Source organism: Ruegeria sp. CI5 (assembly GCF_056536885.1).
Genome location: NZ_JBQFQN010000006.1, coordinates 114,555 through 134,738, shown reverse-complemented (window position 1 = coordinate 134,738; position 20,184 = coordinate 114,555). Strand labels below are relative to the sequence as shown.

Genomic DNA, 20,184 nt, shown 5'->3' with positions numbered 1-20,184 from the left:
CAGGCAACCCGCATCTGACCCAGATCAGGTGCGGGACCACAGGGCGTTTTCGCCCAGCTTTTCGACAAATGCATCATGCGCAGCACGCTCATCCTCGGTAATCCGGGGCTGCAGTGGGTTCGGCCGTGAACCGGGGCGCCAAATGTCGCCACCGGTTGAGCTTTCGGCAGACGCCGAAGACAGGCCAAAATCTGGTTGGCGTCCGCCGATCAGCTCCAGATAGACTTCTGCCAGGATTTCCGAGTCGAGCAACGCACCGTGCAGAACCCGGTTCGAATTGTCGATGTTGAACCGCCGGCACAGCGCATCCAGCGAGGCGGGCGAGCCGGGAAACCGCTTGCGCGCGATCGCCAGCGTGTCCAGCGCCTGCTCCATCGGAATCGGGGGCAGGCCCATCCATCCCAACTCGGCATTGAGGAACTTCATGTCGAATGAAGCGTTGTGGATCACCAGCCGTGCATCCCCCACGAAATCGCGGAAGGCCTGCCCGACCTTCGCAAAGACAGGTTTGTCCTTCAGGGTGATCTGGCCCGGTTCGGCAGGTTGCGGCGGCTCCAGCAGGTCAGGGCCGATGCCGTGCACGCCGAAGGCCTCGGCCGGCATCGAGCGTTCGGGGTTGATGTAAACATGATACGTCTCGCCCGTGGCGACGTGGTTCCACAGCTCGATAGCCCCGATCTCGACGATCCGGTCGCCGCTTTCGGGATCGAATCCGGTGGTTTCCGTATCCAGTACGATTTCACGCATCTGCCAATCCTGCCCTGATCTGCCTGACCACATCCTGCACCTGTGCGCGGGCATGGTCCAGAGTGTCGGTGACGATCACGAAATCCGCCCGCGCGCATTTTTCGTCATTCGGCATCTGCTTGGCGCGGATCTGCTCGAACTGCGCCTCGGTCATCGTGCCCCGTGCCATGACACGGCGCTTCTGCTCGTCCGGGGGGATCGAAACGCAGGCCACCGCATCCATCTGCGCGTCGCCGCCGGCTTCGAAAAGCAATGGGATGTCAAAGACAAGGATGTCCGACTTGGCCGCCTGTCGAAACGCCTCGCGATCCTGGGCCACCAGCGGGTGCACGATGACTTCGATCCGTTTCAACGCGGTCGGATCGGCACCGATGATCCGTTTCAGGACATCACGGCTGACAGCGCCATTCTCGATGGCCTCGGGAAATGCCGCGCGGATCGGCGCGACCGCCGCGCCGCCGGCCGCGTACAGCCGATGCACCGCGGCGTCGGCATCCCACACGGCGCAACCTTCCTGCGCGAACAGGTTGGCGGTGGTGCTTTTGCCCATGCCGATCGACCCGGTCAGACCCAGCGCAAAGCTCATCCCAGAACCGCTGCGCGGGTTTCTTCCGTAACCTCGGGGCGCAAGCCGAACCACCGCTCGAACCCGGGCACCGCCTGATGCAGCAACATGCCCAGCCCATCGACGACGGTACAGCCCGCAGCCTCGGCCTGTTCCAGAAGGCGGGTCTTCAACGGCGTGTAGACCAGATCAGTCACCACCGTTCCCGGCTGCAACCCGTCCAGCGGGACGCGCAGCTCGGGCTGACCCTGCATACCCAGCGACGTGGTGTTCACCACCAGCTCGGCGTTTTCGATCACGTTTCCGGCCTGCACCCAATCAACCACGGAGATGCGCTGGCCAAATTCCTCTTTAAGGTGATCGGCGCGCGACCGCGTGCGGTTGGTCAGCAGGATCTCGGGCACGCCGGCCTCGGCCAGCGCCTGCAGCACCGCCCGCGCGGCCCCGCCCGCGCCGAACACCACCGCCGGGCCATCCTGCGGCACCCAATCCGGCGCGCCCGCGCGCAGGTTCTGCATGAACCCGTACCCGTCGGTATTGTCTGCGTGAATCGAGCCATCGGACCGGAACACCAGCGTGTTCGCCGCCCCGATCACCGAGGCGCGGTCCGACACATGATCGGCCAGACGCAACGCGGCCTCTTTGTGCGGAACGGTGACATTGGCCCCGACGAACCCGGCCTTGGGCAAGCTGCGCAGGACCGTTTCAAGATCGGCAGGCGCAACATCCATCGGTACATAATGTCCCGGCAAACCATAAGTCTTCAGCCAATAACCATGCAGGGCAGGCGATCGGGAATGGGCAATCGGGTGTCCGATGACTCCGGCCAGTGGTATGCGGTTGTCGGTCATTGTTCGATCACCCCTCGGACCGCTAGAAAATTGAGCAGCTCCAGCAGGGGCATACCCAAGACGTTAAAATAGTCGCCGTCAATGCTGCTGAACAGGCGCACACCCTCTTCTTCCAGCTTGTAGGCCCCGACCGCATGGCGAATGCTGTCCCAGTTGCGCGCGACATAGCCCTTCAGATAGGCATCCGAACTGGCGCGCATCCGCAACCGCACCTGACCGACATGGCGCCAGACCGGTTCGCCGTTCTGATAGATCACCGCCGCCGACAGCAGCATGTGACGCTTGCCGCGCATCGCCTTCAACTGCGCCAGCGCCTCTTCGGGCGTTTCGGGCTTGGACAGCAGGCGTCCGTCGAAATCCAGAACCTGGTCACAGCCCAGAACCATCGCGCCGGGCGTCTTGTCACTGATCTTGCGCGCCTTGAGCTCGGCCAGAGCGTCGGCGATGTCGCGGGGCGGCGCGCCCTCAGCCAGAAGCGCGCGTTTGGCGGTATCCTCGTCCACGCGGGCGACCTGGACGGAAAACGGCACTCCGGCGTTCCGCAGTAACTGCGCGCGGATCTCGGACCCCGAGGCAAGAACGATGGGGACAGTCATGTGGAAAACCCCGTGGGCAAGTTGATCATTGGTCTTGAACGGTTTGTATGGTTTTCCGGTTGACACGCAAGCCCGCGGTTTCGGCCTGAAACTTCCCTGAGTCGCTCAAAGACTGTCCGGTCGGGACAAGGATAACTCGGGATCTTGGGATTTCCTGTTCATCAAAAGATGTCCCTTGAGTTATCCCCAAGTCAGATCCGCGGTATGTAACTTAACTTCTTGTTTTTATTATGTAAAAGCTGAAATCACCAGAATCACCCAGTTTTGGAAATTATTCATCCACCTGGGGAAAACTGGCGGACAAAACAATAATCCACGGATTTTGCCCACCCTACAAAACCATCATCCTTTCTCTTTTCTATTTTTTTTATTAGGGAGGGTCCGACCAGTGCCGGGAAACCCGATGACCGATCTTCTCTTCACGCTGTACCCTTGGGTGAAATCGCTGCACATCATGGCGGTGATCTCGTGGATGGCGGGGCTGTTCTATCTGCCACGTCTGTTCGTCTATCACGTCGAAAAAGCGCAGGCCGTGGACGGTGCGCCCGAGATCTTCTTTGAAATGGAAGAAAAGCTGCTGCGCGTGATCATGCGACCGGCGATGATCGTGGCCTGGGTCTGCGGCCTCATCATGGTGTTCACTCCCGGCATCGTCGGGTGGGACTGGTCCTGGCCTTGGGTCAAGGGTGCTGCGGTGATCGGCATGACCTGGTTTCATCACTGGCTGATGGCCCGGCGCAAGGATTTCGTCGAAGGCCGCAATACGCTCACAGGGCGCCAGTACCGCATGATGAACGAGGTTCCGACCGTTTTGATGGTCATCATCGTTCTGGCGGTCATTCTGAAGTTCTGAGGGCCATTTCCGCACCGGTTTGACTCGGGCGGCGACCGGCCTTATGTAGGGATCAACCCATCCGTCCGGATGGCGCATCTTCCTGTTTGAAATTCAACGCTGTGCCGCACCCTTGCGGCCAAGGTCCGTATCATCATGACAACCGAATCCCTGAATCTGGCCGATCTGAAGGCCAAAAGCCCCAAAGACCTTCTGGCCATGGCCGAAGAGCTCGAGATCGAAAACGCCTCGACCATGCGCAAGGGCGAGATGATGTTCCAGATTCTGCGCGAACGCGCGGACGAGGGCTGGACCGTGGGCGGCGACGGCGTGCTTGAGGTGCTGCAGGACGGCTTCGGCTTTCTGCGCTCGCCCGAGGCGAACTATTTGCCCGGCCCGGATGACATATATGTCTCGCCCGACATGATCCGCCAGCATTCGCTGCGCACCGGCGACACGGTCGAGGGTGAGATAAAGGCTCCGGACGAGAATGAGCGCTATTTTGCGCTGACGAAGGTGACCAAGATCAACTTCGAAGACCCGGAAAAGGCCAAGCACAAGATCCTGTTCGACAACCTGACGCCGCTCTATCCGGATGAGCGGTTGAAGATGGAGATCGAAGATCCGACCATCAAGGACAAATCCGCTCGTGTGATCGACCTGGTCGCGCCGATCGGCAAGGGCCAGCGGTCGCTGATCGTGGCGCCGCCGCGGACCGGTAAAACGGTGATCCTGCAGAACATTGCGCACTCGATCGAGCGCAACCACCCGGAATGCTACCTGATCGTCCTGCTGATCGACGAACGCCCCGAAGAGGTGACGGACATGCAGCGCTCGGTGAAGGGTGAGGTGGTATCCTCGACCTTTGATGAACCGGCGACCCGCCACGTCGCCGTGTCCGAGATGGTGATCGAAAAAGCCAAGCGCCTGGTCGAGCACAAACGAGATGTTGTTATTCTTCTCGACTCGATCACAAGACTTGGTAGGGCGTTTAACACTGTAGTGCCGTCCTCGGGCAAGGTTCTGACCGGTGGTGTCGATGCCAACGCCCTGCAGCGGCCCAAGCGGTTCTTCGGTGCGGCCCGGAACATCGAAGAGGGCGGTTCGCTGACCATCATCGCCACCGCGCTGATCGACACTGGCAGCCGGATGGACGAAGTGATCTTTGAAGAATTCAAGGGCACAGGTAACTCGGAGATCGTTCTGGATCGCAAGATCGCAGACAAGCGGGTGTTCCCGGCCATCGACATCCTCAAGTCCGGCACCCGGAAAGAGGACCTGCTGGTCGACAAGGGCGATCTGGCCAAAACCTTTGTTCTGCGCCGTATCCTCAACCCGATGGGCACAACCGACGCGATCGAGTTCCTGTTGTCCAAGCTGAAACAGACCAAGACCAATTCCGAGTTCTTCGACTCGATGAATACCTGATACGGTCTTGTAACCGACGCGAGGCCTTCGAATGGATACGATATTCGCCTTGGCCAGCGCGCAAGGCAAGGCAGGGGTTGCTGTTATCCGCCTGTCAGGACCGCAGTCGCACCACGCGGCCAAGGTTCTGTCGGGTGGAGATTTGCCGTTGCGTGGCATGTGCCTGCGTGAGTTGCGGGCACCTGACGGGTCGCGCCTGGATGACGGGCTGGTTCTGACCTTCCACGGTCCATCCAGCTTTACCGGCGAAGATGTGGCCGAGCTGCAGATCCATGGCAGCACGGCTTCGGTCAACGCGGTTCTGCGCGTCCTGTCCGAAATGCCGGATCTGCGACTCGCTGAGCCGGGAGAGTTTACCCGGCGTGCTCTTGAAAACGGGAAGATGGACCTTGCCCAGGTCGAAGGCTTGGCCGATCTGATCGACGCAGAGACCGAGGCACAGCGCAAGCAGGCTCAGACCATCCTGGCCGGCGAATTGGGCGATCTGGCGGAACGGTGGCGGCGGGATTTGATCCGGGCGGCCTCATTGCTGGAGGCCGTCATTGATTTTGCCGATGAAGACGTGCCAACGGATGTGTCACCCGAAGTCCGATCTCTTGTGACCGCTGTCATGGCGGATTTGGAGCGGGAGGCGAAGGGCGTGAGGATTGCCGAGCGGATTCGCTCCGGCTTTGAAGTGGCTATCGTAGGCCCACCGAACGCGGGCAAGTCGACCTTGCTGAATGCGCTTGCGGGCCGGGAGGCGGCAATTACTTCGGAATATGCTGGCACCACCCGAGATATTATCGAGGTGCGGATGGACTTGGCAGGCTTGCCGGTCACGCTGTTGGATACGGCCGGGTTGCGCGAAACTGAGGATCACGTCGAGGGTCTTGGGATCGCTCTGGCCAGAAAGCGGGCGGAAAATGCCGACCTTCGCGTATTTCTGACCGAGGACCCGCAAGCTTTGGGAATCGGTATGCAATCCGGCGACATCCAGGTTTTGCCGAAATCCGACCTTCGTTCAGACGGGACCGATGGTGTGTCGGGGAAGACAGGTCAGGGAATAGACCGCCTGATCCACAACATATCGGTGGTTCTGAAAGAGCGAACCGCAATTTCTGGTATTGCTACCCGGGAACGCCATCGTGTTGCAATGCTGAAATCCTCGGCCGCTCTGTCCGAAGCGCTCAGGGTTCTGGATTCCGGCCCGGACCTGTACGATATTGCAGCAGAAGAGCTGCGAACCGCCATCCGCGCGTTGGAGTCTTTGGTCGGTCGAGTAGATGTGGAAAATCTGCTGGACGAAATATTCGCCAGCTTTTGTTTGGGTAAATGAGGAGTGTTTCACGTGAAACATTCGGAGTTTGACGTCGTCGTTATCGGAGCGGGGCATGCGGGGGCCGAGGCGGCCCATGCCGCGGCCCGGATGGGTGCGCAGACAGCTTTGGTGACACTTTCGGAAACCGACATCGGTGTCATGTCGTGCAATCCGGCGATCGGTGGACTTGGAAAAGGCCACCTGGTTCGAGAGATCGACGCGCTGGACGGCGTCATGGGGCGGGTTGCAGACCGGGCGGGAATCCAGTTCCGCCTTCTGAATCGCCGTAAAGGGCCCGCCGTTCAAGGGCCCCGCGCGCAGGCCGACCGCGCGCTGTACCGGGCTGCAATGCAACAGGAAACAAAGGCGCGCAAGAACCTCGAAGTCATTACCGGAGAAGTCATAGATTTCCGAATGGACGGCCATCGCGTTGCCGGGGTGGTTCTGTCCGACGGATCTGAAATCCCGGCGAAAGCGGTTATTCTGACCTCGGGAACGTTTCTGCGGGGCGTGATCCATATCGGCGATGTTCAGAGGCCCGGAGGCCGTATGGGCGACAGGCCATCTGTACGACTGGCTGAGCGGTTGGATAGCTATGACCTGCCGATGGCGCGGCTGAAAACAGGAACGCCTCCTCGACTTGATGGACGCACGATCGACTGGGACGGATTGGAACGGCAGGATGGTGATGATGACCCGACCATGTTCTCATTCTTGTCCAAAACACCGGTAGCGCCGCAGATATCTTGCGGCATTACTCACACGAACGCGCAAACCCATGAAATCATCGAGAAGAACCTGAGTCGCTCTGCGATGTATGGGGGGCATATCGAGGGAGTGGGGCCGCGATATTGCCCTTCGATCGAAGACAAGATCGTTCGGTTTGCGGACAAGGACTCTCATCAGATTTTCCTGGAGCCTGAGGGGGTCAATGACCACACGGTGTATCCAAACGGGATTTCGACTTCGCTGCCGCAGGATGTCCAAGTCGAGTATGTCCGATCCATCAAAGGCCTTGAGTCTGCAGAGATCCTGCAGCCGGGCTACGCCATTGAATACGACTATGTGGACCCGCGTGTGTTGAACGCGTCCTTGGCCTTGCCGGATATCCCAGGACTATATCTTGCGGGGCAGATCAATGGAACCACAGGATATGAGGAGGCGGCCGCTCAGGGCTTAGTCGCAGGCCTGAATGCCGCGCTGGAAGTTCAGGGGCGAGATGCAATTCATTTTACCCGAGCCAATAGCTATATTGGTGTGATGATTGACGATCTGACCACACGGGGTGTAGCGGAACCGTATCGGATGTTCACCTCGCGCGCCGAATTCCGTCTGTCCTTGCGCGCGGACAATGCGGATCAACGCCTTACGCCGCAAGGCCTGGAAATTGGGTGTATATCGGATCATCGTCGCCTGGCTTTTGAAACAAAAATGGAAAAGCTGGATGCTGTGAAGTCAGTACTGACCGAACGGACCTATACACCCAAGGAAATCCGCGCAGCTGGCATCGAAGTAAATCAGGATGGTAACCGCAGGGACGGAATGGCAGTCTTGGCGTTTCCGAACGTGTGCTTCGAGGACCTTGTGCCGCTGATCCAGCAGTTGGAGGATGTCGACCAAGACACCCGTCGGCAGATCGAAAGGGACGCGCTGTACGCCAATTACATAGCTCGGCAACAACAAGACGTCGAAGCCATGAAGCGCGACGAAACCCATGCTATACCTGCGGATTTTGACTATTCCTCGCTCACAGGCCTTTCGAATGAGTTGAAGCAGAAGCTGTCAGTCGCCCGACCGGCAAACATTGCCCAAGCGAGCCGCGTGGAGGGTGTTACGCCTGCTGCTTTGACCTTGGTACTGGCAAAACTCAGAAGCAGTCAGAGAGCGAAAAAGGCATGAACGGCGACTCGTGCGCTTCGCCTGATAGCTTGAATGTTTCACGTGAAACATTCGAAAAGCTGTCAATCTTTGTCGATCTTCTGCGGAAGTGGAATCCAAAGATTAACTTGGTTTCGCGCAGCACTCTGCCTGAGGTTTGGTCGCGGCACGTAAAGGACTCGATCCAGGTCTTTCATTTGGTTGAGCCAAGGAATCACTGGGTCGATCTGGGAAGCGGTGGAGGATTTCCGGGGCTGGTCTGCGCGATACTGGCCTCTGAAGCTTCGCCTGAGACGGAATTTACCCTGGTTGAGAGCGATCAGAGAAAATCGGCGTTTTTGCGCACCGTCATCCGTGAAACCAAGGCCAACTGCTCGGTGATTTCAAAGCGGATTGAGGCTGTTGATCCCTTGGGCGCTGATGTCCTGTCCGCAAGGGCGCTCGCGGACCTGACGACTTTATTGTCATTTTGTGACAGGCATTTAAAGGAAGATGGAGTGGCCGTGTTTCCCAAAGGCGCCACCTGGAAAAAAGAAATCGACGCGGCACAACGGGAATGGAATTTCACCACGGAGACGGCTAATAGTTTAACTGACCCCCAGGCTGTCATCCTGAAGATCAAAGGAGTCTCACGTGGTTGATCTGTCGCGCCCTGCAGGACCTCGTATCATGGCGGTTGCCAATCAGAAGGGTGGGGTTGGCAAGACCACGACAGCGATCAATCTGGCGGCGGGTTTGGCCGAGGCGGGATGCAAGGTTCTGGTCGTGGATCTGGACCCGCAGGGAAATGCGTCCACCGGGCTTGGAGTCGAGGATCGTGATTGGACCACGTATGATTTGATCTTGGACGAGGCGCCCTTGGAGGCTGTCGTACAGGAAACCGAAATCGAAAACCTCAGTATCGTTCCGGCCACGGTTGACCTCAGCTCGGCAGATATTGAGCTGATATCGAATGAAAAACGCAGCTACTTGCTGCACGACGCGCTCAGGCAACCGGCGATCGACAAGTTCGGTTTTGACTTCGTTCTGATCGACTGTCCGCCGTCCCTCAATCTGCTGACAGTCAACGCAATGGTGGCGGCGCATTCGGTGTTGGTTCCGTTGCAAAGCGAGTTCTTTGCGCTGGAAGGCCTGTCGCAACTGATGCTGACGATTCGAGAGGTTCGCCAGTCCGCGAATCCAGACCTCAGAATCGAAGGTATTGTGTTGACCATGTATGACAACCGCAACAACTTGTCCCGGCAGGTCGAAAATGATGCGCGTGACAATCTGGGAGAGATGGTATTTAAAACCAAGATACCCAGAAATGTCCGGGTCAGCGAAGCGCCGTCATTTGCACTTCCGGTCCTTCAATATGACTCGGGGTCTCTGGGGGCGATGGCGTACCGGCATCTGGCACGCGAAATCATGCAAAAGAACAAGAAAGTGGCTGCCTGAGCGGCTGTCAGGAGGGCGAAGTGAGCGCCAGAAAAGGAAAACCTCGCGGATTGGGGCGCGGCTTGTCCGCCTTGATGGCGGATGTATCACAGGATCCTGAGGGCCGGGTTACGGCCGAACCACGTCGGCCGGACATGAAGGTTCCGATCGAGAAGCTGCGGGCTAACCCGAATCAGCCGCGCCGTACATTCTCGCAGGATCAACTGGACGAGCTTGCTGCCTCGGTCAAAGAGAAAGGGATCATCCAGCCCCTGATCGTTCGCCCGGTCGGCGGCGGTGAATATGAAATCGTGGCGGGTGAGCGCCGCTGGCGTGCCGCGCAGATGGCACAGTTGCACGACATTCCGGTCGTCGTGCGCGAATTTGACGACACCGAAGTACTTGAAGTCGCCATCATCGAGAATATCCAGCGCGCTGATCTGAACGCCGTGGAGGAGGCCGCTGGCTACAAGCAATTGATGGATCGGTTCGGCCACACCCAGGAAAAGTTGGCCGAAGCCCTGGGCAAAAGCCGCAGCCATATTGCCAACCTTCTGAGGCTTTTGTCACTGCCGGGTGACGTTCAAGCCCTTGTTATTGAAGGTAAAATCTCGGCCGGACACGCGCGCGCCCTTATCACTGCGGATAATCCGTCCGAACTGGCAAAAATTGTCGTGAAAGACGGCTTGTCAGTCCGCGCGACCGAAGCGCTGGTCAAGAAGCAGCAACAGGGCGACAAAGATCGTCCCGCACCGCGGTCGCGTGACCTCAATGCAGGCAAGGACGCAGATACGCGGGTTTTGGAAAAAGACCTTTCCGCGATTCTGGCGATGAAGGTGGTCATCAACCACAAGCCCGGAACCGAGACCGGGCAGGTCGTGCTGACCTATGAAAACCTGGATCAACTGGATGATCTCTGCGCAAAGCTCAGCCGTTAGGGCGTGACCAGATAAAGATCATCACCGCGCCCAAGGTCACGGCCTGAATAATCAGGACATGGCTGGGCACAGAGACCAGAACCGACAAACCAAAGACGGCGGCAACCGACAGGGTCGCCGCCTTTTTTGCGGCTGGCCGGATCGCGCCCGAGGTTTGCCAATCAAGGATCAATGGGCCGAAGGTTCGGTGAGACATCAGCCAGTTGTGCAGACGGGAAGAAGAGCGCGCGAAACAGAAGGCGGCCAACAGTAGGAACGGAACGGTGGGCAGCAGGGGCAGGGCAACGCCGATCATGGCCAAGGCGACGCAGAGCAATCCAAATGTGGCCCACAAATAGTGCATGACTAATCCAGCAACTCACGGATCACCGCATTGAGAACCGCGCGGCCGTCAGCAGTGGCGGAAACGCGGGGGCCGTCTTGGGCGATCATTCCGATGTCCTGCAGGTAGCCCAGTTTGCGTTGCGGCAAAGGGTGCCCGGACAGGCAATTGAAACGGTCCATATCTAAACCCTCAGTCAAGCGAAGGCACATCATGAGGTATTCATTCGCTTGTTCTTCGGCAGTCAGCGGGGTCCGCAGCTTTTCGCCATTTCCTTGCGTGGCAGCATTCAGCCACGCGGTCGGAGCCAAATGGGTTTCGGTTGCGATCCGTTGGCCGTTCACCGTGATCCTTCCATGTGCGCCCGGTCCGATGCCGACATAATCGCCATAGCGCCAATAGATCAGGTTGTGCCGAGACTCGGCCCCGGGAACAGCGTGGTTCGACACCTCGTAGGCGGGCATGCCGTGGGCTTCGCAGATCTCTTGCGTGGCCAGATACATATCGGCTGCGTTGTCGTCCTCGGGCAGGCCACGCAGCTTGCCGACAGAGTAGCGGTCGCCGAATGCGGTGCCGGCCTCGATGGTCAGCTGGTACAGCGACAGATGGTCGATCGCCATCGACAGCGCCTCGGTCAGCTCGGCGCGCCAGGCTTCAAGCGTCTGGTACTGGCGAGCATAGATCAGGTCAAAGCTGACCCGGTCGAAACAGGTGCGGGCGATGTCGAAGGCCGCGCGTGCCTCGGCCACGCTGTGGATGCGGCCCAGCCGCCGCAGATCTTCGTCATTCATCGCCTGAATGCCCATCGAGATCCGGTTCACACCGGCATCGCGATAGGCGGCGAACCGTCCGGCGTCGACCGAGCCGGGATTGGCCTCGAGCGTGATTTCCATGTCATTGGCGGGCCGCCAAAGGCTGCGGGCGGTGTCGATCACGGCGGCGACGGTTTCGGGCGCCATAAGCGATGGGGTGCCGCCTCCAAAGAATATCGTGTTCAGAACCCGGTCGGGGGTTTCGGCGGCCGCGCGCTTCAGTTCAGACAGATAGGCGTCAAGCCATTGTTTTTGATCAATATTTCTGGAAACATGGCTGTTGAAATCGCAATAGGGGCACTTGGCCTCGCAAAAGGGCCAATGCACGTACAGGCCAAAGCCCCCGTTGCGCCAATCATCCGCCAAAGCAGCCTTTCACGAACAGCTCGACCGCGCGACCACGATGGCTGATCTTGTTCTTTTCCCAGCGATCCATCTCGGCAAAGGTAATGACGAATCCTTCAGGGACGAACATCGGATCATAGCCGAACCCGTCCTTGCCGCGGATCGGCCAGACCAGATGACCGGGTGCGACGCCCTCGAACACCTCGTCATGGCCGTCGGGCCAAGCCAGTACCAGCGTGCAGCGGAACTGGGCGGTGCGAGGATGCGGGGCGTTGCGCGCCTCAAGCTCGGTGTGGGCGCGGGTCATGGCCATCAGGAAATCGCGGCCATTTCCGGTTTCGGCCCAGTCGGCGGTGTACACGCCCGGCGCGCCGTCCAGCGCATCGATGGTGATGCCGGAATCGTCGGACAGGGCGGGCAGGCCGGTGGCCTGTGCGGCGGCGTGGGCCTTGATGCGCGCGTTGCCGACGAACGTGTCCTCAGTCTCTTCGGGTTCGGGCAGGTTCATCTCGGCCGCGCCCACGACGGTCACGCCAAAGGGCTCGAGCAGATGGGCCATCTCCTCGAGCTTGCCTTTGTTGTGCGTGGCCACTAACAGCCGATCACCTTCGAACCGGCGGGTCATGCGGTGGCGGCCTTTTGCGCGGCCACCAGCTCGGACACTCCTTTTTCGGCCAGTTCCATCAGCTGATCCATCTGCGCGCGGCTGAAGACGGAACCTTCGGCGCTCATCTGCACCTCGATCAGTTTGCCCGAACCGGTCATGATGAAGTTGCCGTCAACGCCGGCCTCGCTGTCTTCGGGATAGTCCAAGTCCAGAACGGGCTGGCCGGCATAGATGCCGCAGGATACGGCGGCGACCGGATCAACCAGCGGGTCCGAGATCACGTCGCCGGCCTTCATCAGCTTGTTCACCGCCAGCCGCAGCGCGACCCAGCCGCCGGTGATCGAGGCGCAGCGGGTGCCGCCATCGGCCTGCAGCACGTCACAATCCACGGTGATTTGGCGTTCGCCCAAGGCGACGCGGTCGACCCCGGCGCGCAGGGCGCGGCCGATCAGGCGCTGGATCTCGACGGTCCGGCCACCCTGTTTGCCACTGGCGGCCTCACGCCGCATCCGGGTGTTTGTCGCGCGGGGCAGCATGCCGTATTCGGCGGTGACCCAGCCCAGGCCCGACCCCTTGATAAAAGGCGGCACGCGATCCTCGATCGTGGCGGTACACAGAACATGGGTGTCGCCGATCTTGATCAGGCAGGAACCTTCGGCATGTTTGGTAAACCCGGTCTCGATTGAAACCGGGCGCATTTCGCTTAAATCTCGTCCAGAGGGTCGCATGAGATATCCTTTGTCTGCTGGCTTGGGGATAACGCCCGGCATGGCAGCGATGCAACCCCGATTGACCTTTCTGTTGGCAGCTATTTAATGACCACCCAGCAAGGGAACCACCGATGAGTGAAGCGAGCAAAATTCTGGACGAGTTGAACGACCGGTCGCGGGAAGTGTTTCGCCTGATCGTCGAAAGCTATCTGGAAAGCGGCGAGCCTGTCGGCAGCCGCACCCTCAGCCGGTCGCTCAGTGAAAAAGTCAGCGCGGCAACGGTTCGCAATGTCATGCAGGATCTCGAGTTTCTGGGCCTTTTGGGCAGTCCGCATGTCAGCGCCGGCCGGGTGCCCACACAGGTTGGGCTGCGCATGTTCGTCGACGGCCTGCTGGAAGTTGGCGACCTGGGCGAGGACGACCGCAAGAAGCTGGATGAGACGCTGGGCAGCAATTCCGGTGATGTCAGCGGTATGCTGGATCGCGTCGGGGCCGCCTTGTCGAACGTCACGCATGGCGCGTCGCTGGTGCTGACACCCAAGCACGAATCCGAAATCAAGCATATCGAGTTCGTTTCCCTGGGCCATGACCGGGCCCTGGTGGTATTGGTTTTCGCAGATGGCCATGTGGAGAACCGGCTGTTCACGCCACCACCGGGTCAGACGCCCAGTTCGATGCGTGAGGCGGCCAATTTCCTGAACGCCCTGATCGAGGGCCGGAAACTGTCCGATGTGCGCCGGATGATCCAGACCGAGATTGCGGCGCGCAGGCAAGAGATCGACGTGCTGGCCCGCGAGCTTGTGGAAAGCGGCCTTGCGGCCTGGGAGGGCGAGGCGTCGGACTCGGCGCGTCTGATCGTGCGTGGTCGGGCGAATCTGCTGGGCGACACCGGTCAGGAAGAGGAGCTGGAGCGAATCCGGGTCCTGTTTGACGATCTGGAACGCAAGCGTGACATAGCCGAATTCCTCGAATTGACCGAGGAAGGCGAAGGCGTGCGCATTTTTATCGGCTCGGAGAACAAACTTTTCTCACTTTCGGGTTCCTCTTTGGTGGTGTCTCCTTATATGAACGCTGATCGAAAGATAATCGGCGCCGTTGGCGTGATCGGGCCGACCCGTCTGAACTATGGGCGGATCGTGCCGATCGTGGACTATACGGCGCAACTGGTTGGGAAACTGATTTCCGATCGGAGCTAGAGGGTAAAAGATGGCAGAGCCGAAGAACGAAGACTTTCTGGACGACATTGCAACTGCCGAGGCGGAAGAACTGGCCGAGGAGATGGCCGAGATCAGCGAAGAAGCGCTGGAACTGGATGCCCTGAAGGCCGAGCGCGACGAGTTGCGCGACAAGTTCATGCGCGCCCTGGCGGATGCGGAAAACGCACGCAAGCGTGGCGACAGGGCCCGCCGTGAGGCCGAACAGTATGGTGGGTCCAAATTGGCGCGCGACATGCTGCCGGTCTACGACAACATGAAACGAGCGCTCGAGGCGGCTACGGACGAGCAGAAAGAGGTCGCAGCCGGCCTGATCGAAGGTGTCGAGCTGACCATGCGCGTGTTGAAGGACGTATTCCAGAAACACGGGATCGAGGTGATCACACCCGAGGTTGGCGACAAGTTCGACCCGAATCTGCACGAAGCCATGTTCGAAGCCCCTGTGCCGGGCACCAAAGCGGGCGAGATCATCCAGGTCTCGGCCGAAGGGTTCATGCTGCATGACCGCCTGCTGCGTCCGGCGCAGGTGGGGGTCAGCTCGACCCCGGCCAGCTGACGGGCCAGTGCTTCACTGACAATTGAATGGGGCGGTCAGGATTTGGCCGCCTCTTTCAGTTTGTAGATCAGGTCCAGCGCTTCGCGCGGGGTCAACTCGTCCGGCAGGATCTGGTCCAGCATGTCGGTGATTGGCGAGGCCTTCGCAACCGGTGGCGGCGGGGGCGGTGCTGCGGAAAACAGCGGCAGATCATCGATCAGCGCTTTTTGCTTGCCGCCCTCGCGCTCGGTCTTCTCCAACTGGTCCAGAACCACCCGTGCGCGCTCGACGACCGAAGCCGGCAAGCCCGCCAGTTGCGCGACCTGCACGCCATAAGACCGGTCGGCCGCGCCTTTGTGGACCTCGTGCAGGAAGATCACCTCGCCCTCCCATTCCTTGACCGCGACGGTGGCGTTTTCGACGCCCTCCAGCTTGCCGGCCAGCGCGGTCAGTTCGTGGTAATGGGTGGCGAACAGGGCGCGGCAGCGGTTGGCGGCGTGCAGATGTTCCAGCGTGGCCCAGGCGATGGACAGGCCGTCATAGGTGGCGGTGCCGCGTCCGATCTCATCGAGGATCACCAGCGCCCGGTCATCGGCCTGGTTGAGGATGGCCGCGGTTTCGACCATCTCGACCATGAAGGTCGACCGGCCCCGCGCCAGATCGTCGGAGGCGCCCACGCGGCTGAACAACTGGCTGACCAGTCCGATATGGGCGCGTTCGGCTGGAACGAAACTGCCCATTTGCGCCAGCAGCGCGATCAGCGCGTTCTGGCGCAGGAAGGTCGATTTACCCGCCATGTTCGGACCGGTCAGCAACCAGATGGCCGCTCCGTCCTCTGCGCTGAGGTCGCAGTCATTGGCGATGAAAGCATCACCGGATTGCTGGCGCAGCGCGTGTTCCACCACCGGGTGGCGGCCTGCGACGATGTCGAAGGCGCGCGAGCTGTCCACCTGCGGGCGGCACCAGTTCTCGCCTCGCGCCAGATCGGCCAGCGCGGTGGTCAGGTCCAACTCGGCCAGCCCGCGCGCGGCCTGGTTGATGCGGGCAGCTTGTGCCAGAATTTCGTCAGAAACCCTTTGATAGAGCCGCTTTTCGATCTCGAGCGCCAAATTGCCAGCGTTCAAGATGCGGGTTTCGATCTCGCTGAGCTCAACCGTGGTGAACCGCACCTGGTTGGCGGTGGTCTGGCGGTGGATATAGGTCTCGCTAAACGGCGGGTTCAGCATTTTTTCGGCATGGGTGGCCGTGGTTTCGATGAAATAGCCCAGCACGTTGTTGTGCTTGATCTTCAACGAGGCGATGCCGGTATGTTCCGCGTATTTCTGCTGAAACCCGGCAATGACCGAGCGGCCTTCGTCGCGCAGGGTGCGGGCCTCGTCCAGCTCGGCGTCGAAACCGGGGGCGATGAAGCCGCCATCGCGCGCCAGCAGTGGCGGGTCGGCGACCAGCGCCTGATCCAGCAGGTCGAGCAGATCGTCGAAGCCCACGAGGTTCTGCACCGCGGTCGCCAGCAGCACCGGCAGGTCCTGACCGGCGCAGATCTCGGCAATCGCCTGCGCCTGCGCCAGCCCGTTGCGGATGGCGGCTATGTCGCGCGGGCCACCGCGCTCCAGCGACAGGCGCGACAGGGCGCGGTCCAGATCGGGCGTCTTGCGCAAGGCTTCGCGCAGATCGGCGGCGATCAGGCTGTCCTGCGCGGCAAAATCGACCGCGTCCAGCCGCGCATGGATCACATCCAGGTTGCGCGAGGGGCTGGACAGCCGTTGTTCCAACAGGCGCGCGCCGCCCGGGGTCACGGTCCGATCCACCACCGACAGCAGCGATCCGGCCCGTCCGCCCGACAAAGATCGCGTAAGTTCAAGGTTGCGGCGGGTGGCCGCGTCGATCTGCACGACGCGATCCTCGGATTCTTTCATCGGCGTCTGCAGCAGCGGCAATTTGCCCTTCTGCGTGATTTCCAGATAGTCGATCAGCGCGCCCATGGCGGAAATCTCGGCCCGGCCGAAGCTGCCGAACGCATCCAGCGTGCCCACGTGAAACAACCCGCAGATGCGTTTTTCTGCCGCAGTGCTGTCGAAACTGGCCCGCCCGATGGGGGTGAGCGCGATGCCCAGGTCTTGGACCGTGTCGCGCAGATTGGCCTCGGATCCATCGGCCACGATCAGCTCGGACGGGGCCAGCCGGGCCAGCTCGGGGCTGAGGCGAACCGAGGTCAGCGGCATCACGTGAAACGCCCCGGTCGAGATGTCGGCCCAGGCCAGCGCGGCCTCGTCGCGCACCTCGGCATAGGCGGCCAGAAAGTTGTGGCGGCGGGCCTCCAGCAAGGCGTCCTCGGTCAGGGTGCCGGGGGTGACGAGGCGCACGACATCGCGCTTTACCACCGATTTAGAGCCTCTTTTTTTGGCCTCGGCCGGGCTTTCCATCTGCTCGCAGACGGCGACGCGAAAGCCCTTGCGGATCAGCGTCAGTAGATAGCCCTCGGCCGAATGCACCGGCACGCCGCACATGGGGATATCTTCGCCATTGTGCTTGCCGCGCTTGGTCAGGGCGATGTCCAGCGCCTCTGCGGCGTTCACGGCGTCTTCAAAGAACATCTCGTAGAAATCGCCCATGCGGTAAAACAGCAGGGCGTCTTTGTGGGCCTCTTTGATTTCCAGGTATTGCGCCATCATCGGCGTGACGTTGGACAAGGCTGCTCCCCTCTGGCGTATTCCGGCGCGACCTTACAAATCCCCCAACCGCGACGAAAGGTGAAATCGCATAGTCGTTGAGGCGCGCCCGCGCCTGCGGTATGAGGCGAAAAGCCCCGAAGTCATGGAACCGACCGTCAAAATGCCCAAAGCGAAGATCACCAAAGAAGAGGCGCTGGCCTTTCACCTGGAACCCACCCCCGGCAAGTGGGAGGTGCAGGCCACCGTTCCCATGACCACGCAGCGCGATCTGTCGCTGGCCTACAGCCCCGGTGTGGCGGTTCCGTGTGAAGCCATCGCCGAAAACCCCGAGACCGCCTATGACTATACCAACAAGGGCAACCTTGTGGCCGTGATCTCGAACGGGACGGCGGTTCTGGGGCTGGGCAACCTGGGCGCTCTGGGGTCCAAGCCGGTGATGGAGGGCAAATCGGTCCTGTTCAAGCGCTTCGCCGACGTGAACTCGATCGATATCGAACTGGACACCGAGGACCCCGACGAATTCTGTCGCGCGGTCAAGCTGATGGGGCCGACCTTCGGCGGCATAAACCTGGAAGACATCAAGGCGCCCGAGTGCTTCATCATCGAACAGCGCCTGAAGGAAGAGATGGACATCCCCGTCTTTCACGACGACCAGCACGGCACGGCGGTGATCTGTGCGGCGGGGCTGATCAACGCGCTGCACATCTCGGGCAAGAAGATCGAGGATGTGAAGATCGTCCTCAACGGGGCCGGGGCGGCGGGGATCGCCTGTATCGAACTGCTCAAGTCGATGGGCGCCCGGCATGACAACTGCATCGTCTGCGACACCAAGGGCGTGATCTACCAGGGCCGGACCGAGGGGATGAACCAGTGGAAATCGGCGCATGCGATTTCGACCGAGCTGCGCACGCTGGAAGAGGCCATGAAGGGCGCAGACGTGTTTCTGGGCGTATCCGTCAAAGGCGCGGTCACGCAGGAGATGGTCGCCAGCATGGCCGACAATCCGGTGATCTTCGCCATGGCCAACCCCGATCCGGAAATCACCCCGGAAGAGGCGCACGAGGTGCGCGTTGACGCGATCGTGGCCACCGGGCGCAGCGACTACCCCAACCAGGTCAACAACGTTCTGGGCTTTCCCTACCTGTTCCGCGGGGCGCTGGACATTCACGCCCGCGCCATCAATGACGAGATGAAGATCGCCTGCGCCCACGCGCTGGCGCGTCTGGCGCGCGAGGACGTGCCCGACGAGGTGGCGCTGGCTTATGGCAAATCGCTGACCTTCGGGCGCGACTACATCATTCCCACGCCGTTTGATCCGCGCCTGATCTATCGCATTCCGCCGGCCGTCGCGAAGGCGGGGATGGACACCGGCGCGGCCCGGCGGCCGATCATCGACATGGAGGCTTATGAGCTGAGCCTCAAGTCGCGTATGGACCCGACCGCCAGCATTCTGCGTGGCCTGAACGCCCGGGCCCGCGCGGCGCAAAGCCGGATGATCTTTGCCGAGGGCGACGATCCGCGGGTTCTGCGCGCGGCGGTGATGTATCAGCGGTCGGGCTTCGGCAAGGCGCTGCTCGTGGGCCGGCCCGACGACGTGAAGACCAAGCTGGAAGCCGCCGGTCTGGGCGACGCGGTGCGCGAATTGGAAGTGGTCAACGCCGCCAACACCACGCATCTCGATGCCTACAAGGACTTTCTGTATCAGCGACTGCAACGCAAAGGCTTTGATCGCAAGGACATCCACCGCCTGGCCGCGCGCGACCGGCATGTGTTCTCGGCCCTGATGCTGGCGCATGGGCACGGCGACGGTCTGGTGACCGGGGCCACCCGCAAATCGGCGCATGTGCTGGACCGCATCAGCCATGTGTTCGACGCCGACGCCGCCCATGGCGCCGCCGGGATCACCGCGCTGCTACACAAGGGCCGGATTGTGCTGATCGGCGACACGCTGGTGCATGAATGGCCCGACGAGAACGATCTGGCGACGATTGCCGAACGCGCCGCCACGGTTGCCCGCCACATGGGGCTGGAGCCTCGGGTGGCCTTCGTCAGCTTCTCGACCTTCGGCTATCCGGTCTCCGAGCGGACCGAAAAGCTGTACAAAGCCCCGCAAGTGCTGGAGGCGCGCGGCGTCGATTTCGAATACGAAGGCGAAATGACCGTCGACGTGGCGCTGAATGCCCACCAGCAAGAGGCCTATCCCTTCTGCCGCCTGACCGGGCCGGCCAACATCCTGATCGTGCCCGCGCGGCACTCGGCCTCGATTTCCACCAAGCTGATGCAGGAGATGGCCGGAGCCACGGTGATCGGCCCGATCCTGACCGGCATCGACAAGCCGATCCAGATCTGTTCGACCGGCTCGACCGCGAATGACATCCTGAACATGGCCATCCTGGCCTCGTGCGACATGGCGTGA

19 protein-coding genes are annotated in these 20,184 nt (G+C 60.8%); 10 read left to right on the top strand and 9 right to left on the bottom strand.

Features of this window, described 5'->3' with window-relative positions:
- Positions 1-24 precede the first annotated feature (24 nt).
- From dnaQ to ACR0BA_RS16605, 4 genes are read right to left on the bottom strand one after another with little or no spacing between them, the layout of a single operon-like run.
- A complete protein-coding gene (gene dnaQ / locus ACR0BA_RS16620) occupies positions 25-747 on the bottom strand; it encodes a DNA polymerase III subunit epsilon (protein ID WP_480729051.1) in 723 nt (240 codons plus the stop codon).
- Complete coding sequence (coaE, locus tag ACR0BA_RS16615; RefSeq protein ID WP_480729049.1) at positions 740-1,333, bottom strand: dephospho-CoA kinase; 594 nt, start codon at positions 1,331-1,333, stop codon at positions 740-742. Before coaE ends, dnaQ begins: the two co-directional genes overlap by 8 nt.
- The gene (locus ACR0BA_RS16610) at positions 1,330-2,163 is read right to left on the bottom strand and encodes a shikimate dehydrogenase (protein WP_480729047.1); all 834 of its coding nucleotides are present in this window, start codon (positions 2,161-2,163) and stop codon (positions 1,330-1,332) included. Before ACR0BA_RS16610 ends, coaE begins: the two co-directional genes overlap by 4 nt.
- Entirely contained in the window at positions 2,160-2,759 is a 600-nt protein-coding gene (locus ACR0BA_RS16605; RefSeq protein WP_170370397.1) for a Maf family protein, read from the bottom strand. The genes ACR0BA_RS16610 and ACR0BA_RS16605 overlap by 4 nt, the downstream gene beginning before the upstream one ends.
- Before the next feature lie 403 nt (positions 2,760-3,162).
- Between ACR0BA_RS16605 and ACR0BA_RS16600 the strand changes: the two genes are divergently transcribed.
- From ACR0BA_RS16600 to ACR0BA_RS16570, 7 genes are all read left to right on the top strand, one after another.
- Positions 3,163-3,612: a CopD family protein gene (locus ACR0BA_RS16600; RefSeq protein WP_170342619.1), complete on the top strand. Its 450-nt coding sequence runs from the start codon at positions 3,163-3,165 to the stop codon at positions 3,610-3,612.
- Between the two features lie 135 nt (positions 3,613-3,747).
- Positions 3,748-5,019: a transcription termination factor Rho gene (rho, locus tag ACR0BA_RS16595; RefSeq protein ID WP_170364342.1), complete on the top strand. Its 1,272-nt coding sequence runs from the start codon at positions 3,748-3,750 to the stop codon at positions 5,017-5,019.
- 31 nt (positions 5,020-5,050) lie between these two features.
- A complete protein-coding gene (mnmE, locus tag ACR0BA_RS16590; protein ID WP_480729045.1) occupies positions 5,051-6,337 on the top strand; it encodes a tRNA uridine-5-carboxymethylaminomethyl(34) synthesis GTPase MnmE in 1,287 nt (428 codons plus the stop codon).
- A 12-nt stretch (positions 6,338-6,349) separates the two neighbouring features.
- Positions 6,350-8,218, top strand: coding sequence for a tRNA uridine-5-carboxymethylaminomethyl(34) synthesis enzyme MnmG (gene mnmG / locus ACR0BA_RS16585; RefSeq protein ID WP_480729043.1), 1,869 nt, complete (start codon positions 6,350-6,352; stop codon positions 8,216-8,218).
- Positions 8,215-8,838 (top strand): 16S rRNA (guanine(527)-N(7))-methyltransferase RsmG, encoded by a 624-nt coding sequence (rsmG, locus tag ACR0BA_RS16580; protein ID WP_480729041.1) that lies wholly within the window; start codon positions 8,215-8,217, stop codon positions 8,836-8,838. Before mnmG ends, rsmG begins: the two co-directional genes overlap by 4 nt.
- The gene (locus ACR0BA_RS16575) at positions 8,831-9,634 is read left to right on the top strand and encodes a ParA family protein (protein ID WP_480729039.1); all 804 of its coding nucleotides are present in this window, start codon (positions 8,831-8,833) and stop codon (positions 9,632-9,634) included. The genes rsmG and ACR0BA_RS16575 overlap by 8 nt, the downstream gene beginning before the upstream one ends.
- Before the next feature lie 20 nt (positions 9,635-9,654).
- The gene (locus tag ACR0BA_RS16570; protein ID WP_170596659.1) at positions 9,655-10,551 is read left to right on the top strand and encodes a ParB/RepB/Spo0J family partition protein; all 897 of its coding nucleotides are present in this window, start codon (positions 9,655-9,657) and stop codon (positions 10,549-10,551) included.
- Here the strand turns inward: ACR0BA_RS16570 and ACR0BA_RS16565 are convergent.
- The 4 genes from ACR0BA_RS16565 to rph are packed head-to-tail and all read right to left on the bottom strand — an operon-like array spanning position 10,541 to position 13,365.
- Positions 10,541-10,894, bottom strand: a complete 354-nt coding sequence (locus ACR0BA_RS16565; RefSeq protein WP_170361108.1) for a YbaN family protein — start codon at positions 10,892-10,894, stop codon at positions 10,541-10,543. The two genes, ACR0BA_RS16570 and ACR0BA_RS16565, sit on opposite strands and share 11 nt — an antisense overlap.
- A gap of 2 nt (positions 10,895-10,896) precedes the next feature.
- Entirely contained in the window at positions 10,897-12,051 is a 1,155-nt protein-coding gene (gene hemW / locus ACR0BA_RS16560; RefSeq protein ID WP_170361110.1) for a radical SAM family heme chaperone HemW, read from the bottom strand.
- Positions 12,041-12,655 carry an RdgB/HAM1 family non-canonical purine NTP pyrophosphatase gene (gene rdgB, locus ACR0BA_RS16555; protein ID WP_480697721.1) on the bottom strand — a complete coding sequence of 205 codons (615 nt, stop codon included), beginning with the start codon at positions 12,653-12,655 and terminating at the stop codon, positions 12,041-12,043. The genes hemW and rdgB overlap by 11 nt, the downstream gene beginning before the upstream one ends.
- On the bottom strand, positions 12,652-13,365 hold the full coding sequence (rph, locus tag ACR0BA_RS16550; RefSeq protein WP_170433554.1) for a ribonuclease PH: 714 nt from the start codon (positions 13,363-13,365) through the stop codon (positions 12,652-12,654). Before rph ends, rdgB begins: the two co-directional genes overlap by 4 nt.
- Positions 13,366-13,478: 113 nt before the next feature.
- Between rph and hrcA the strand changes: the two genes are divergently transcribed.
- Both hrcA and ACR0BA_RS16540 read left to right on the top strand, forming a co-directional pair.
- A complete protein-coding gene (gene hrcA / locus ACR0BA_RS16545) occupies positions 13,479-14,543 on the top strand; it encodes a heat-inducible transcriptional repressor HrcA (protein ID WP_170342649.1) in 1,065 nt (354 codons plus the stop codon).
- 10 nt (positions 14,544-14,553) lie between these two features.
- Complete coding sequence (locus ACR0BA_RS16540; protein ID WP_093963902.1) at positions 14,554-15,117, top strand: nucleotide exchange factor GrpE; 564 nt, start codon at positions 14,554-14,556, stop codon at positions 15,115-15,117.
- Between the two features lie 35 nt (positions 15,118-15,152).
- Here ACR0BA_RS16540 and mutS read toward each other — a convergent pair whose 3' ends face one another.
- Positions 15,153-17,768 carry a DNA mismatch repair protein MutS gene (gene mutS, locus ACR0BA_RS16535; protein WP_480729090.1) on the bottom strand — a complete coding sequence of 872 codons (2,616 nt, stop codon included), beginning with the start codon at positions 17,766-17,768 and terminating at the stop codon, positions 15,153-15,155.
- Between the two features lie 160 nt (positions 17,769-17,928).
- Here mutS and ACR0BA_RS16530 point away from each other — a divergent pair, with 160 nt between their 5' ends.
- Complete coding sequence (locus tag ACR0BA_RS16530; protein ID WP_480729036.1) at positions 17,929-20,184, top strand: NADP-dependent malic enzyme; 2,256 nt, start codon at positions 17,929-17,931, stop codon at positions 20,182-20,184.